11 protein-coding genes, 4 pseudogenes and 1 riboswitch are annotated in these 13683 nt (G+C 55.6%); of the genes and pseudogenes, 2 read left to right on the forward strand and 13 right to left on the reverse strand.

Going from position 1 to position 13683, the window contains the following annotated elements; translation table 11 throughout:
• Positions 1–364 (reverse strand): hydroxyethylthiazole kinase (locus GM30_RS05000; protein ID WP_193391771.1); only part of this gene is annotated, 364 nt, incomplete at its 3' end.
• Between the two features lie 35 nt (positions 365–399).
• Positions 400–498: riboswitch (TPP riboswitch) on the reverse strand.
• A gap of 109 nt (positions 499–607) precedes the next feature.
• The gene (locus GM30_RS05005; RefSeq protein ID WP_049847734.1) at positions 608–1039 is read right to left on the reverse strand and encodes a nuclear transport factor 2 family protein; all 432 of its coding nucleotides are present in this window, start codon (positions 1037–1039) and stop codon (positions 608–610) included.
• Positions 1040–1376: 337 nt separating this feature from the next.
• Here GM30_RS05005 and GM30_RS05010 point away from each other — a divergent pair, with 337 nt between their 5' ends.
• A complete protein-coding gene (locus GM30_RS05010) occupies positions 1377–1706 on the forward strand; it encodes an RcnB family protein (RefSeq protein WP_049847735.1) in 330 nt (109 codons plus the stop codon).
• A 39-nt stretch (positions 1707–1745) separates the two neighbouring features.
• Here the strand turns inward: GM30_RS05010 and apbC are convergent, their stop codons facing one another.
• Positions 1746–2855 (reverse strand): iron-sulfur cluster carrier protein ApbC, encoded by a 1110-nt coding sequence (gene apbC / locus GM30_RS05015; protein ID WP_049847736.1) that lies wholly within the window; start codon positions 2853–2855, stop codon positions 1746–1748.
• Between the two features lie 136 nt (positions 2856–2991).
• On the opposite strand from apbC, the pseudogene metG reads away from it, so the two are divergent.
• A pseudogene (gene metG, locus GM30_RS05020) lies at positions 2992–4981 on the forward strand (methionine--tRNA ligase).
• Positions 4982–5018: 37 nt separating this feature from the next.
• On the opposite strand, the gene rlmC reads toward metG, so the two are convergent.
• The 10 genes and pseudogenes from rlmC to GM30_RS05070 all read right to left on the reverse strand — a co-directional run bounded on the left by rlmC (position 5019) and on the right by GM30_RS05070 (position 13591).
• Positions 5019–6155, reverse strand: a complete 1137-nt coding sequence (rlmC, locus tag GM30_RS05025; protein WP_049847737.1) for a 23S rRNA (uracil(747)-C(5))-methyltransferase RlmC — start codon at positions 6153–6155, stop codon at positions 5019–5021.
• Positions 6156–6197: 42 nt separating this feature from the next.
• Positions 6198–6671, reverse strand: a complete 474-nt coding sequence (locus GM30_RS05030; RefSeq protein WP_049847738.1) for a YbjO family protein — start codon at positions 6669–6671, stop codon at positions 6198–6200.
• Between the two features lie 79 nt (positions 6672–6750).
• Positions 6751–7406 (reverse strand): annotated as a pseudogene (locus GM30_RS05035) (ABC transporter permease subunit); the annotation flags it as partial.
• Positions 7403–8356: a putrescine ABC transporter permease PotH gene (potH, locus tag GM30_RS05040; protein WP_049847739.1), complete on the reverse strand. Its 954-nt coding sequence runs from the start codon at positions 8354–8356 to the stop codon at positions 7403–7405. The gene potH and the pseudogene GM30_RS05035, both read right to left, overlap by 4 nt.
• A 9-nt stretch (positions 8357–8365) precedes the next feature.
• Entirely contained in the window at positions 8366–9499 is a 1134-nt protein-coding gene (gene potG, locus GM30_RS05045; protein WP_155483927.1) for a putrescine ABC transporter ATP-binding subunit PotG, read from the reverse strand.
• Between the two features lie 141 nt (positions 9500–9640).
• Positions 9641–10747 (reverse strand): annotated as a pseudogene (gene potF / locus GM30_RS05050) (spermidine/putrescine ABC transporter substrate-binding protein PotF); the annotation flags it as partial.
• Positions 10748–11130: 383 nt separating this feature from the next.
• Positions 11131–11610 carry a type III secretion system chaperone family protein gene (locus GM30_RS05055; RefSeq protein WP_049847740.1) on the reverse strand — a complete coding sequence of 160 codons (480 nt, stop codon included), beginning with the start codon at positions 11608–11610 and terminating at the stop codon, positions 11131–11133.
• Between the two features lie 86 nt (positions 11611–11696).
• Positions 11697–12599, reverse strand: a complete 903-nt coding sequence (rimK, locus tag GM30_RS05060; protein WP_049847741.1) for a 30S ribosomal protein S6--L-glutamate ligase — start codon at positions 12597–12599, stop codon at positions 11697–11699.
• Positions 12600–12682: 83 nt separating this feature from the next.
• Positions 12683–13317, reverse strand: a pseudogene (gene nfsA, locus GM30_RS05065) (oxygen-insensitive NADPH nitroreductase).
• Complete coding sequence (locus GM30_RS05070) at positions 13301–13591, reverse strand: YbjC family protein (protein WP_049847742.1); 291 nt, start codon at positions 13589–13591, stop codon at positions 13301–13303. Before GM30_RS05070 ends, nfsA begins: the two are co-directional and overlap by 17 nt.
• Between the last annotated feature and the right edge of the window lie 92 nt (positions 13592–13683).

The raw sequence follows: 13683 nt of genomic DNA on the forward strand, positions 1-13683 counted from the left end.
CGGGTTGCCGTTCTAAATTTTGCTGGCAAAAACGGGTGCGCAGCGACAGCGCGCCGACGGCAACCGGATCCAGCGTCCAGGGTTTTCCTGCGTTGATGGCGCTGCTGATCGCCGCCTGCATCGCAACGGCGCGATCCGCCGTTAAGGTGCCGACGTTAATCAGCAACGCATCGGCGATAGCGGCAAATTCTGCCGCTTCTTCAGGGTCGATCACCATCGCCGGTGAGGCGCCGAGCGCCAGCAGGACGTTGGCGGTGAAGGTCTGCACGACGTCGTTGGTCATGCAATGCACGAGCGGGGAACGGGTGCGAAACTGGTGTAAGGCGTGCGCGATGTGCGCCGGACTAAGCAGGTCAGATGGCATGGTATGCTCCTGCCAGGTCGTGAAGAAGCGATGACCTGGCAGGTCTCTGACTTCCCTACGCTGGCATTATCCAGATCAGGTGGTACGGGTCTTTCTCAGCCTTCACTGTGTGAAGGGCACCCCGAGTCATAAAAATCCCTTTCAGGATAATGCCCGCAGACGGCCTTGTAAACGGCATAAGCGGGATTGCAGAAATGAGAAAAGGCCACCGTGGTGGCCTTTCCCTCGTTCAGTTCACTGACATTATTGCGGAAGCTTATACGCCTGACGCGCTAACAGCTTCCACGCACCGGCGCTGTCTTTCTTCATGACCAGCATCACCCCGATTTTCACTTCACCCGGCTTACCGCTGTCGTTGGTTTTGGCTTGCAGAATATGACGAACAATCGCGACGTCGCCATCAACCTGAACGGTCTGATCGTTCAGATTCAACGTCTTAAACTGTGATTTGCCGGTGACGATAGCGTCAACGAATTCAGCATTGTTTTGAATGACACCACTGGAATGACCATAGCTCAGAGAGGGCAAACCGACTTTTTCGAGACTGGATTTTTGCCCGCTGAGCATGGCAAGACGCATATTTTCCACAGCATCATTCACCGCTTTCACATCCGCGCTTTGTGCAAAACAGGTGCTGCTTACTAACAGTAATGCCGTACAGATTAATTTTTTCATCGTTATCTCCTGTGATTTTCTCGGGTACTTATTTTTCGTATGAATAGTCTTACTTGGCGGTATTTTTATGGAATATGTTTTTACTAAAAACGAAACGATGTTTTATTGATACGCATCACAAGCTGGAAACATAACTGATCGTTGGTATGATGAAACGAACGATTTGACAGGCGTGGAGAAATGTTCAGAGAAATCCGGTTATTGATGGCGCTTATGTGCAATCTGGTTACAATTTTTCCTGAACATATTATTCTCTGATTCACTTAAGATAATCTTTCCCCCCGCTCACACCAGACGTGCGGCGGGGCTGGTAGCAGACTGATTTTGTGGAGAAAAAATGGGTAAGTGTAGATTGCTGTTTCTCAGCGCACTGCTGACCGTGGCGGGCGCGACCTGGGCCGCACCGGCAACGGTGTCGACGTCAGGCATTCAAAAATATGAACTCGAGGGTTTCATCGCCGATTTCACCCATTTCAAAATCGGTGACACGGTGCCGGAACTGTATCGGACGGATGAATACAAGATTAAGCAGTGGCAGTTGCGTAATCTGCCAGCGCCGGATGCGGGAACGTACTGGACCTACATGGGTGAGAACTACGTGCAGGTTTCTGAAGCCGACGGCAAAATCCTTAAAGCCTACGACGGCGATATTTTCTACCACCGTTAATGGTCAGGTGCTACGCCGCTCGCGTAGCACCTTCTGACCTTACACCGCGCGGAACGAAATTTCGCTCGGGATCACTTCGCCCATCCAGTACAGCTGAGAGGCCACGCGGCCCGCGAGCTGACGATAGGAGGCGGTAAATTCACTCTCCGGACGGCTGATGACGGTCGGCGTACCGCGATCGAGATCTTCACGCAGGCTGATGTGCAGCGGCATCTGACCGAGCAACTGAGTGTGGTACTGCTCTGCCAGCTTTTCTGCCCCACCGGTGCCGAAAATCGGCTCATGGTGTCCGCAGTTACTGCAGATATGCATGCTCATGTTTTCAACGATACCCAGTACCGGCAGCTCGACTTTCTCGAACATCACGATGCCTTTTTTGGCGTCGATCAGCGCCACGTCCTGCGGCGTTGTAACCACTACCGCGCCGGTGACCGGGATATTCTGCGCCAGCGTCAGCTGAATGTCGCCGGTGCCTGGCGGCATATCGAGCACCAGATAATCGAGATCCGGCCACAGAGTTTCCTGCAACATTTGCAGCAGCGCTTTGCTGGCCATCGGGCCACGCCACACCATCGCGTTATCGTCGGTTACCAGATAACCGATAGAGTTGGTCGCCAGACCGTATTTCATGATCGGCGCCATGTGGGTGCCGTCCGGCGACGTCGGGCGCTGATCTTCCGCGCCTAACATCATCGGCACCGACGGGCCGTAAATATCAGCATCGAGAATACCGACCTTCGCCCCTTCTGCCGCCAGCGCCAGCGCCAGGTTCACCGCCGTGGAAGATTTGCCTACGCCGCCTTTACCGGAACTGACCGCGATGATGTTCTTCACCCCGTTCACGCCGGGCTGATTCTTGACGCGTTTCATGGTGGCGATGCTGTGCGACAGCTTCCAGTCGATGGCCTTCGCCCCGGTGATGCGCAGCAGCTCAGCGCTGCACTCCTCTTTCAGCGCTTCAAACGCGCTCTGCCAGACAAACGGCATCTGGATTTCGATGTGCACGACGTCGTCCAGTAACGCGACATGGTGCAACGCCTTCAGCGTCGTCAGGTTATGTTTCAGTGTTGGGTGCTGAAAATTGGCCAGCGTCCCGGCGACCATCGCGCGCAGGCGCTCCGGGGATGTGGCCTGGGATTGTGAACTCATCCCGACTCCTTTGTTCTTGTGAATAAACGCGTTGTTCAACAAGTTTACCTGAAAGGGTCAGGTTTGTGCTTACTTAATAATTACCCTTTTGGTAATATCGAAAGCCCTTTTCACAATCAAAGAAGTAAAATCCACTATGACTCATGTCGCGAAAAAAATTCTGGTAACGTGCGCGCTGCCGTACGCCAACGGCTCAATCCACCTCGGCCACATGCTGGAGCATATCCAGGCTGATGTCTGGGTCCGTTACCAGCGAATGCGCGGCCACGAGGTAAATTTCATCTGTGCGGACGACGCCCACGGTACGCCGATCATGCTGAAAGCGCAGCAGTTGGGGATCACCCCGGAGCAGATGATTACCGAAATGAGTCAGGAACATCAGACCGATTTTGCTGGCTTTGACATCAGCTACAACAACTATCACTCCACGCACAGCGACGAAAACCGCGAGTTGTCGGAGCTGATTTATACACGCCTGAAAGAGAACGGTTTTATTAAAAACCGCACCATCTCTCAGCTCTACGATCCGGAAAAAGGCATGTTCCTGCCGGACCGTTTTGTAAAAGGCACCTGTCCTAAATGTAAATCCCCGGACCAGTACGGCGATAACTGCGAAGTGTGTGGCGCGACCTACAGCCCGACCGAGCTTATCGATCCGAAATCCGTGGTGTCCGGTGCCACGCCAGTGATGCGCGAATCAGAGCACTTCTTTTTTGACCTGCCGTCGTTCAGCGAAATGTTGCAGGCGTGGACCCGCAGCGGTGCGCTGCAGGAGCAGGTGGCGAACAAAATGCAGGAGTGGTTTGAATCCGGCCTGCAGCAGTGGGATATCTCCCGCGATGCGCCGTACTTCGGTTTCGAAATTCCGAACGCGCCGGGCAAATATTTCTACGTCTGGCTGGACGCGCCGATCGGCTACATGGGCTCCTTCAAGAATCTGTGCGACAAACGTGGCGACACCACCAGCTTTGACGCCTACTGGAAGAAAGATTCTGACGCCGAGCTGTATCACTTCATCGGTAAAGACATTGTTTACTTCCACAGCCTGTTCTGGCCAGCGATGCTGGAAGGCAGCGGTTTCCGCAAGCCGACCAATTTGTTCGTTCACGGCTACGTGACGGTCAACGGCGCGAAGATGTCCAAATCGCGCGGCACCTTCATCAAAGCCAGCACCTGGCTGAACCATTTTGACGCGGACAGCCTGCGCTATTACTACACCGCGAAGCTCTCTTCCCGCATCGACGACATCGACCTCAACCTGGAAGATTTCGTGCAGCGCGTGAATGCCGACATCGTCAACAAAGTGGTCAACCTGGCGTCGCGTAACGCAGGCTTTATCGCCAAACGCTTCGATGGCGTGCTGGCCGCTGAACTGGCCGATCCGGCGCTGTACCAGACCTTCGTTGACGCGGCGGAAACCATCGGTGAAGCGTGGGAAAGCCGTGAATTCGGTAAAGCGATTCGTGAGATCATGGCGCTGGCCGACGTGGCTAACCGCTACGTTGACGAGCAGGCCCCGTGGGTGGTGGCGAAACAGGAAGGCCGCGACGCCGATCTGCAGGCCATCTGCACTATGGGTCTGAACATGTTCCGCGTGCTGATGACCTGGCTGAAACCGGTGCTGCCGTCACTGACCGAACGCACCGAAGCGTTCCTCAATACTGAACTGAACTGGGACGCCATCCGGCAGCCGCTGCTGTCGCACAAGGTGAACACCTTTAAGGCGCTGTATAACCGCATTGAAATGAAACAGGTGGACGCCCTCGTGGAAGCCTCGAAAGAAGAAGTGAAAGCGGCTGCCGCACCGGGCACCGGNTTTCGCCAAAGTCGATATGCGCATTGCGCTGATTGAAAACGCCGAATTCGTTGACGGCTCCGACAAGCTGCTGCGCCTGACACTGGATCTCGGCGGCGAGAAGCGCAACGTCTTCTCCGGCATTCGCTCCGCCTACCCGGAACCGCAGGCGCTGATTGGTCGTCTGACGGTGATGGTCGCCAACCTGGCGCCGCGTAAAATGCGCTTTGGCATCTCTGAAGGGATGGTGATGGCCGCCGGTCCTGGCGGGAAAGATATCTTCCTGTTAAGCCCGGACAGCGGTGCGCAGCCAGGCCAGCAGGTGAAATAACACGCCTCACTCACCGGGCAACGCGCTGTTGCCCGGTTTACTTCTCTTCCGCTCTCACCAACAGCGTCAACACTTCATAATGGGCGGTATGTGGAAACATATCGAACAGCTGCACACGCTCAACGCGATACCCCGAAAGATGGCGAAAATCAGCGGCCATCGTCTGCGCATTACAGCTCGAATAGATGATAAATCGCGGTGCCATGTCACTCAGGTAGTCGCACAGCGCGTTACCGATGCCGCGGCGCGGTGGGTTGACCAGCACCAGATCGGGAATATCGCCCTGCCCGGTGGCAAAACGGGTAGAATCGAGCGCCTGAAAATGCAGATGTTGCAATCCCAGTTCCGCCGCCGACTGTTTCGCGCAGGCAATGGCTTCCGCAGAAATTTCAATGCCGGTTAAGGTCATTTCCGGCGTTGCGCAGTGCAGACCAAAACCGCCGACGCCGCAGAACAGATCCCACATGTGCTGAACCGGAAGCTGGCGCACCCAGTCGCGGGCAGTGGCATACAGCTGGTTCGCCACCATCGGGTTGGTCTGGAAAAAACTTTGCGGACGGATCCACAGCGGCACGCCGTTAAACATCTCTGCCAGCGCCTGCTGTTCCGTGAAAAAGATTTCCTGCTCCCCTTCCATGATCGCCATATGCACCGGCTGAATATTCGCGGTGATCACCTTAAGCTGCGGCAGTTGTGCCTGCAGCCACGGCAGCGCCGCGCGTAATTGTTCCCGTTTGCTTTCTGAACGCAGCACAAAACGCAACATCATGCCGCCGTCGCGCTGGCTTTCGGTTAACAGCAGATATTTCAGTTCGCCGCGTTTACGGGCGACGTTATAGGGCGTCAGCCCCGCACGGGCGATAAAGGGTTTCAGCGCGGCAAAAACCGGGTAAAACGAAGCAGGATAGAGCGGACAGGCGGTGAGATCTTCCGGCGTGCCGTCGCGATGCAGCATGCCGAGCAGTGGTTTTTCCACGCTGCCGCTGACCACCATTTTGGCTTTATTGCGAAACCCCTGTTCCGGGCCACTGACGGGCGCGCACCACTCGGTCACCGGCCTGGACGCCAGCAACTGGCGAAGATCGTCCATTTTTGCCTGGAGCTGGTCGGCGATCGGCTGCGCTATCCACTGACAGGAGCGACAACGACCGGCATCATAGAGTGCGCACTGCATACAAAGGCCTTAACAAATTCAGGGGCGGGGATTGTATCACCGTTATTGTAAGCGGAAAAACCGACGACTCGCCGAGGGAATAAAAAGCAGAAACAGCACCAGCATATCGGGAAGCTTCTGCATCATCAGCGAGCGGAAAATTTCCCGTTTTGAGCCACCGGCGATGCTGAAAAGTTCCGGATAACCGTAACCGAGAGACGACGCCCAGAGATAGCCCGTCGCGACGATTTGCGTCAGCAGATACACCCATCGTGCCCAGTTGCGCCCTTTCACCAGCGAAAAGGCACAGAAAATTTCAATAAACACCAGCACCAGGCTACTGAGGAAAACCAGCGTCAGGCTCCACGTCTGTACGCTACGGTGAATAAATTCGCCGATACCACGGATACCGAGCAGGTTAAAAATCATCAGAAAATCCAGCGCCCGGATCATAATAATGGCGAGCGCCGCCACCTGCACAATGGCAGGGACGTTTATGCGAGCATGCGACTGACGTGTTTTGGTAAAAAATCCCACAGCTTACTTCCCTGAAAACCGTGCCGCGACGGGCGCGGCACTTTCGCGGAGGAAATAGTAAATCCTTCAGCCACGTNCCGAGGATAATCGACGCCAGGGCGTTGATTTCCGGGTTGACCCCCATCCGCACGCTGGAGAACACCAGCATCGGCAAGGTGGTCGCACCCGGGCCGGACACAAAGCTGGCGATCACCAGGTCGTCGAGTGACAGCGTGAACGCCAGCAGCCAGCCGGAAATCACCGCGGGCATAATCATCGGCAGCGTAATGATGAAAAAGACCTTCAGCGGCGTGGCGCCGAGATCCATCGCCGCCTCTTCGATGGAGCGGTCCAGCTCACGCAGCCGTGAAGAGATCACCACCGCCACATAGGCGGTACAGAACGTGACGTGCGCCAGCCAGATGGTCAGCATGCCGCGCTCCGATGGCCAGCCGATGGCATGACCGAGGGCGACAAACAGCAGCAGCAGCGACAGACCGGTGATCACGTCCGGCANGCCGCCATCGTCGCGGCCAGCGCGGCAATGGTCAGACTCAGGCCCACGGCGCTCATCATCGCATCGTCATGGAACAGCTCGCTGTACCAGCGCGTTGACCAGCCCGCCCACACCGTCACCAGTTTGGAACTGTTAAAGGAGTAGATGACCAGCATCAACATTGGCGCGTACAGGAAAGTAAACCCGACCACCAGAATAAAAATACGCCACGGGGAGCGCACTACCGGCAGATTGTTCATCCGTGTTCTCCCATCTGTTTTTGCTGGTGTTTGTGGAACCACATGATCGGCACAATCAACAGCAGCAGCATGATAATCGCCACCGCGGACGCCACTGGCCAGTCGCGGTTATTGAAGAATTCCTGCCACAGCACGCGGCCAATCATGATGCTGTCCGGCCCGCCGAGCAGTTCCGGGATCACGAATTCACCCACCGCCGGAATGAATACCAGCATCGAACCGGCAATAATGCCCCCCTTCGTGAGCGGCACAATCACGCTAAAGAAGGTTTTCAGCGGACGCGCGCCTAAATCAAGCGACGCTTCCACCAGGGAATAATCGATGCGGGTCAGCGCGGTGTAAATCGGCAGCACCATAAACGGCAGATAGGCGTAAACAATCCCGATGTATACCGCCAGGTTGGTGTGCAGAATCGTCAGCGGCTGGTCGATGATGCCCGCCCACATCAGGAAATTATTCAGCACGCCGTTGTTTTTCAGGATCCCCATCCAGGCATACACGCGAATCAAAAACGACGTCCACGACGGCAAAATCACCAACAACAGCAGAATATTGCGCGTGGAGGGTTTGCTGTGCGCCACCGCCCAGGCCAGCGGGTAGCCGAGAAACAGGCAGCAGAAGGTGGAGATCGCCGCCACCTGCAACGACTGCAGGTACGCTTCAAAATAGAGCGGATCGTCGGTCAGTTGCAGGAAATTGCCAATGTTCAGCGTCAACGAGAGCTGATCGTCCGCCCATTCGAGCAAATCGGTATACGGCGGAATGGCCCGCGCCATCTCGGCGAGGCTGATTTTGAACACAATCAGGAACGGCAGCAAAAACAGCAGGATCAGCCAGACATACGGCAGCGCGATCACCAGTTTGCGACCGTGCTGCATCTGCATGCGCGCCAGCCACGGCGCAAAGCCAGTCGCTTTAATGGCGCGGACCGGTGGTTCTAATGCACTCATCGCCCCTCCTTACACCGTCAGGACCACACAGCTGTCGGCATCCCAGCACAGGCGCACCTCATCGCCCCAGGTCGGCAGACCTTTGCGGTAACGATGGGCATTCTGTAGCTGGGCGCTGAGCATCTGGCCGCTCTTCAGGCGCACGTGGTAAATGGAGAGATCGCCAAGATAGGCGATATGCACCACTTCGCCGACGGCAAAGTTATAGCCATCCGCCGGGGGCTCTTCACAGAGCATGATTTTTTCCGGGCGCAGCGCGACATACACCGGCACGTTGTCGACCACCGAAGCATCCGGGTCGACCTTCAGCGGATGCACCAGTCCCGGAGCGTCAATCACCAGACCGTCGTCCTGACGCTCTTTCAGCAGCCCTTCAAACACATTCACCGAGCCGATGAATTCCGCGCTGTAGCGAGTGGTCGGGTGCTCGTAAATCTCTTCCGGCTCGCCAATCTGCACAAACTTACCGCGGTTCATAATGGCGATACGCCCGGCCATGGTCATCGCCTCTTCCTGATCGTGCGTCACCATGACGCAGGTCACACCGACGCGCTCAAGAATATCCACCACTTCAAGCTGCATGCGGTCGCGCAGTTTTTTATCCAGCGCGCCCATCGGTTCGTCAAGCAGCAGCAGTTTTGGCCGCTTCGCCAGGCTACGCGCCAGCGCCACACGCTGACGTTGCCCGCCTGACAGCTGGTGCGGTTTGCGTTTGGCAAACTCCTGCATATGCACCAGCGTGAGCATCTCCTGCACCCGACGGGTGATTTCCGCTTTCGGCAGCTTGTCCTGCTTCAGGCCAAAGGCGATGTTTTGCTCCACCGTCATGTGCGGAAACAGCGCGTAAGACTGAAACATCATGTTGATCGGTCGCTGATACGGCGGCACGTTGGAAAGATCTACGCCGTCGAGCACGATCTGCCCGGCCGTGGGTTGCTCAAACCCGGCCAGCATACGCAGCAGCGTGGATTTCCCGCAGCCGGATGCGCCAAGAAGGGCAAAAATTTCGCCTTTGTAGATAGTCAGGCTGACATCATCAACGGCATGTTGCCCGTCGAAGGATTTCGTCAGGTTGCGGATTTCCAGCAGCGGGGTCAGCGCTTTGCGGGTTTTCGCCTGTGGGCGGGGGTTCGCGTCATTCAATCGGGTGCTCTCCGGCAAAAAACAAATCAGTATGGACCGGTGCCATACAAAGTCTTTGTGGTGCAGGCGCACCGCAATGGTGCGCCTGCTGCCGGGCGCTGAAGCGACCCGGCGGGTAAAACAGTCGAATAGCGCGACTNTCCCGCTTTTGACTTTCGTCCATGCACGGGTACGTACGCGGTCAATCTTCGGATCCTGCACTTTCAGGGTGAACAGTTTGGCCTGTACATCCGCTGGCGGATAAATGCCCGGGTTAGTACGCACCTCTTCGCTCACCAGCGCCGTCGCCTCTTTATTGACGTTGGCATAGTAAACGTGGTCAGAAATATGGGCGATCACGTCCGGACGCAGCAGGTAGTTGAGGAACTGATACGCTTCGTCTTTGTTTTTCGCATCCGCCGGCATCGCAAACACGTCAAAGAAGGCCAGCGCCCCTTCTTTCGGGATGGAATAAGAAATATTCACCCCGTTTTTCGCTTCTTTCGCACGGTTTGCCGCCTGCCATACGTCACCCGCCCAGCCGACCGCGACGCAGATATCGCCGTTCGCCAGATCGTTGATGTACTGCGAAGAGTGGAAGTAACGAATGCTCGGACGCAGCTTCAGCAGCAGTTCCGTCGCCGGACCGGTGTAGTCATCCGCTTTGGTGCTGTTCGGATCTTTGCCAAGGTAGTTCAGCACGGTGGCAAATACCTCTTCCGGCGCGTCGAGGAAAGAGACGCCGCAGCTTTTCAGTTTTGCCAGATTTTCCGGCTTCAGGATCAGATCCCAGCTGTTTATCGGCGCATCGGTGCCCAGCGCCGCTTTGACTTTATCGACGTTGTAGCCAATACCGGTGGTTGCCCACATGTACGGCATCGCGTATTTGTTGTCCGGATCGTGACGGGCGATAAGCTTCAGCAATTCCGGATCGAGGTTTTTCCAGTTCGGCAGTTTGCTCTTGTCGAGCGGCTGGAACACGCCTGCCGCCAACTGGCGTTCCAGGAAGCTGGCCGACGGCACCACCAGGTCAAACCCCGTGCTGCCTGCCATCAGTTTACCTTCCAGGACTTCATTGGAATCAAACACGTCGTAAACGACTTTGATGCCGGTTTCTTTTTCGAAATTCGCCACCGTGTCCGGCGCGATATAATCAGACCAGTTATATACATGCAGGGTTTTCTGTTCAGCCGCGAGCGAACCAGCAGACACGGCCATCAGCGCACCCGTCACCAGACCGGTTAACCATTTCTTACTTAAAGCGGTCATATCTCTTTCCTTCTCAACGATTGTTAATAAACGAACCAAAATATTTGAGCCTGGAAGCATGCAAAAACCATGCATATTTTGTCATTCTGTGTAGAAAAGGAGAGACGGCGCTCCCCCGCGGCTATTGTTCGCTTTTGCGGCGTATTTCCACCGTTAGTAGTGGGATATCGCCGGGCATCGCAAGAATAACTGTAGCCCGGGTTGCAGGCTATAGCTCAGATTAAAAAACGCCTTTTATCAATTTTTTATGCAAGATCACTCTATTCGATAGAGCTTACAGGTCGGAATGGTGGTGAATAATTCTTTAAAGAAAGGTTAATTGCAGAATATTAAAACGGAACGGGCAGCCGCTCTGGCAGCGACTGCGCTTATCGGAGAGGGGATCAGTGAAGAAAATGGTACTGAATGTCTTCTTTTGGCAGCTCTTCTTCTTCCGGTTTATAGAGCAACTGGTGCGCCGAAGCCTCAAGGATCACCATGGAAATCTGTTCTTCGCTCTGACGAACAAACCAGGCGAATTGCTCAAGCGACACCCCGGCACCGGCGGATAAAGACTGGCAAACCACCAGTTTTGGCAGATTATCATCCTGAATATCGAGAAACGCTTTAATGGTCAGCGAGCTGGCGTTGATGGCGGAAAGATCGGCGGAGAGCGCCAGCAGTGCGGAAGGCTTCACTTCAGCCAGCGCAGAGAAGAGGATCACGTTATCCAGGAGATCGATTTTGGCATCGAAAATTCCGTCAAAATTTTGCATATGCGGCAGGTGCAACGCCTGACAGGTATCGCATTCGAAAAAGTTTATGCCGAGTTCATCGAGCCACTGACGTAACGTATCAAGACCCGGAACGACGAGTGAATCCATATGCCTGAAACCTTTTGCTGAGAAATAACGGGGCACATATTACGCAGAAAAACTGACATATACTATGAAAGCCGTCGAAAATGGCATTATCCGCCAGTTTTCAGACAGAATCCCGGCTGCGCGTGGCGCTCAATCCACTGGATCATGCGTCCGGCGATATCCATCCCCGTGGTTTTCTCAATCCCTTCAAGCCCCGGCGACGCATTCACTTCCATCACCAGCGGCCCGCGCGAGGCGCGCAGAATATCGACACCCGCAACATCCAGCCCGAGCGTTTGCGCGGCTTTGATGGCAATGTCCCGTTCACGCGGCGTAATGTTGGCAATGGTTGCCACACCGCCCCGGTGCAGGTTCGAGCGAAAATCTCCGTCTTTCGCGCGGCGTTCAATAGCGGCAACGACTTCATTACCTACCACCAGACAGCGAATATCGCGCCCTTTCGCCTCCTCAATATACTCCTGCACCAGGATATGGGCGTTCAGGCCGCGAAACGCGTCGATCACGCTTTCTGCCGCCTGACGCGTCTCCGCCAGCACCACGCCAATCCCCTGCGTTCCTTCCACCAGCTTCACCACCAGCGGCGCGCCGCCGACCATGTCAATGAGATCGCTGGTGTCGTCCGGCGAATGGGCGATACCGGTGACCGGCAGGTCGATCCCCTGTCGCGCCAGCAACTGCAACGAACGCAGTTTGTCGCGGGCGCGCATGATCGCCACCGATTCATTCAGCGGATAGCTGCCGAGCATTTCAAACTGGCGCAGCGCTGCCGTACCGTAATAGGTAATGGCAGAACCAATACGCGGGATCACCGCATCAAAATGGGGAAGCTGGCGACCTTTGTAATGAATGGACGAGGCCGCCGGATTGATGTTCATATAGCAGGAGAGCGGATCGAGGATCTCCACCAGGTGGCCGCGCTTCATGGCGGCCTCCCGCAGGCGTTTACAGGACCAGAGCGTTCCGTCCCGGGACAATATGGCAATCTTCATCCTGCACCTCTTCTGACGTCTGAAAAAGACCTGGGGAAAGTGGGCGTATCATACACTCACTCAGGCGCAGGCTGAATGGGATTTTAGCGAGTCGCCCACCCCTGTTTATGTAAGTAATCAAGGATAAAGGGACGATTTTCTTTAATGACGGTGCGGCGAATATGATCGCTCCAGGTATCCCGGCGCGTGTTGCTGCCGCGCGTCAGGTAATAATTGGCCATGTCGTCGTCGTATTGCGCCAGAACCTGCTCGTCAACGGGCTGATACTGGTTTTCGTGTACCAGCATAGCGGCAGGGATCCCNNGGCTTCAATGCTGTTGCGAATGCCGCCGATGTAAACACCGCCAAGCCCTAACGATTCCGCGGCTATCATCGCGTTCTGACCCATCATCGCGGTATCGACCGTGCCGAGCAGCAGTTGTTCCGCCATTCCCAGTTGCGCGTCGGGGCAGATTTGCAAAAGGCGATTAAAATCGGCGCAGAATACCCAAAACTCCGCCGCCTGCGCCACGTGTTTCTGGCCGCCGGTCAGCGTCACGAACTGCGCGCGCAGATCCGGGTCGGTCACGCGAATAATCGAACTACACTGCAGAAAGCTGGAGCTGGAAGCCGACTGCGCGCTGGCAATAATGGCGTTCCGCTGCGCCTCGCTGATCGGCTTATCGGTAAAATGGCGGATGGATCGGTGGCTGCGCAGCAGATCAATGGTCGGCGTCATCACGTTTTGTCCTGTCTGAATGTGAAGAAGAAGTTTTGTCGCCCTGCATCAGTTGTGGCGCAATCCCCTGCGCCAGTTTCCAGAACAGAGCAAAAGCCGCCGGAAGCATCAGAAAAATACCCGCAAAAATCATTACCACCGCGGCCATCTGGCTGGCAAACGGTGCTGGCAGGCTGATGTACTGATTCAGGGACAGCCACGCCAGGGCGAGCAATATCATTCCCACCGCTTCGAGGATCAGGACGCTTTTTGGTAACGCGCCGAGCGATTTCATGGATGTTCTCCGGCAGACTCTTATACAGATGAGGATAACAAGAGTAATTCTCAATACAAACCCTAAGCAATCGAAACGACAGGTAAAACCTT

The sequence above is a fragment of the Trabulsiella odontotermitis genome (assembly GCF_001188485.1).
Taxonomy (GTDB): domain Bacteria; phylum Pseudomonadota; class Gammaproteobacteria; order Enterobacterales; family Enterobacteriaceae; genus Trabulsiella; species Trabulsiella odontotermitis_A.

Excerpts from the sequence above, each read along its gene's own strand:
- GM30_RS05055 (WP_049847740.1), bottom strand. The coding sequence starts at position 11,610 with ATGGATTCACTCGTCGTTCCGGGTCTTGATACGTTACGTCAGTGGCTC.
- apbC (WP_049847736.1), bottom strand. The coding sequence starts at position 2,855 with ATGAGTTCACAATCCCAGGCCACATCCCCGGAGCGCCTGCGCGCGATG.
- rlmC (WP_049847737.1), bottom strand. The coding sequence starts at position 6,155 with ATGCAGTGCGCACTCTATGATGCCGGTCGTTGTCGCTCCTGTCAGTGG.
- GM30_RS05070 (WP_049847742.1), bottom strand. The coding sequence starts at position 13,591 with ATGAAATCGCTCGGCGCGTTACCAAAAAGCGTCCTGATCCTCGAAGCG.
- potH (WP_049847739.1), bottom strand. The coding sequence starts at position 8,356 with ATGAGTGCATTAGAACCACCGGTCCGCGCCATTAAAGCGACTGGCTTT.
- rimK (WP_049847741.1), bottom strand. The coding sequence starts at position 12,599 with ATGAAGATTGCCATATTGTCCCGGGACGGAACGCTCTGGTCCTGTAAA.
- GM30_RS05010 (WP_049847735.1), top strand. The coding sequence starts at position 1,377 with ATGGGTAAGTGTAGATTGCTGTTTCTCAGCGCACTGCTGACCGTGGCG.
- GM30_RS05005 (WP_049847734.1), bottom strand. The coding sequence starts at position 1,039 with ATGAAAAAATTAATCTGTACGGCATTACTGTTAGTAAGCAGCACCTGT.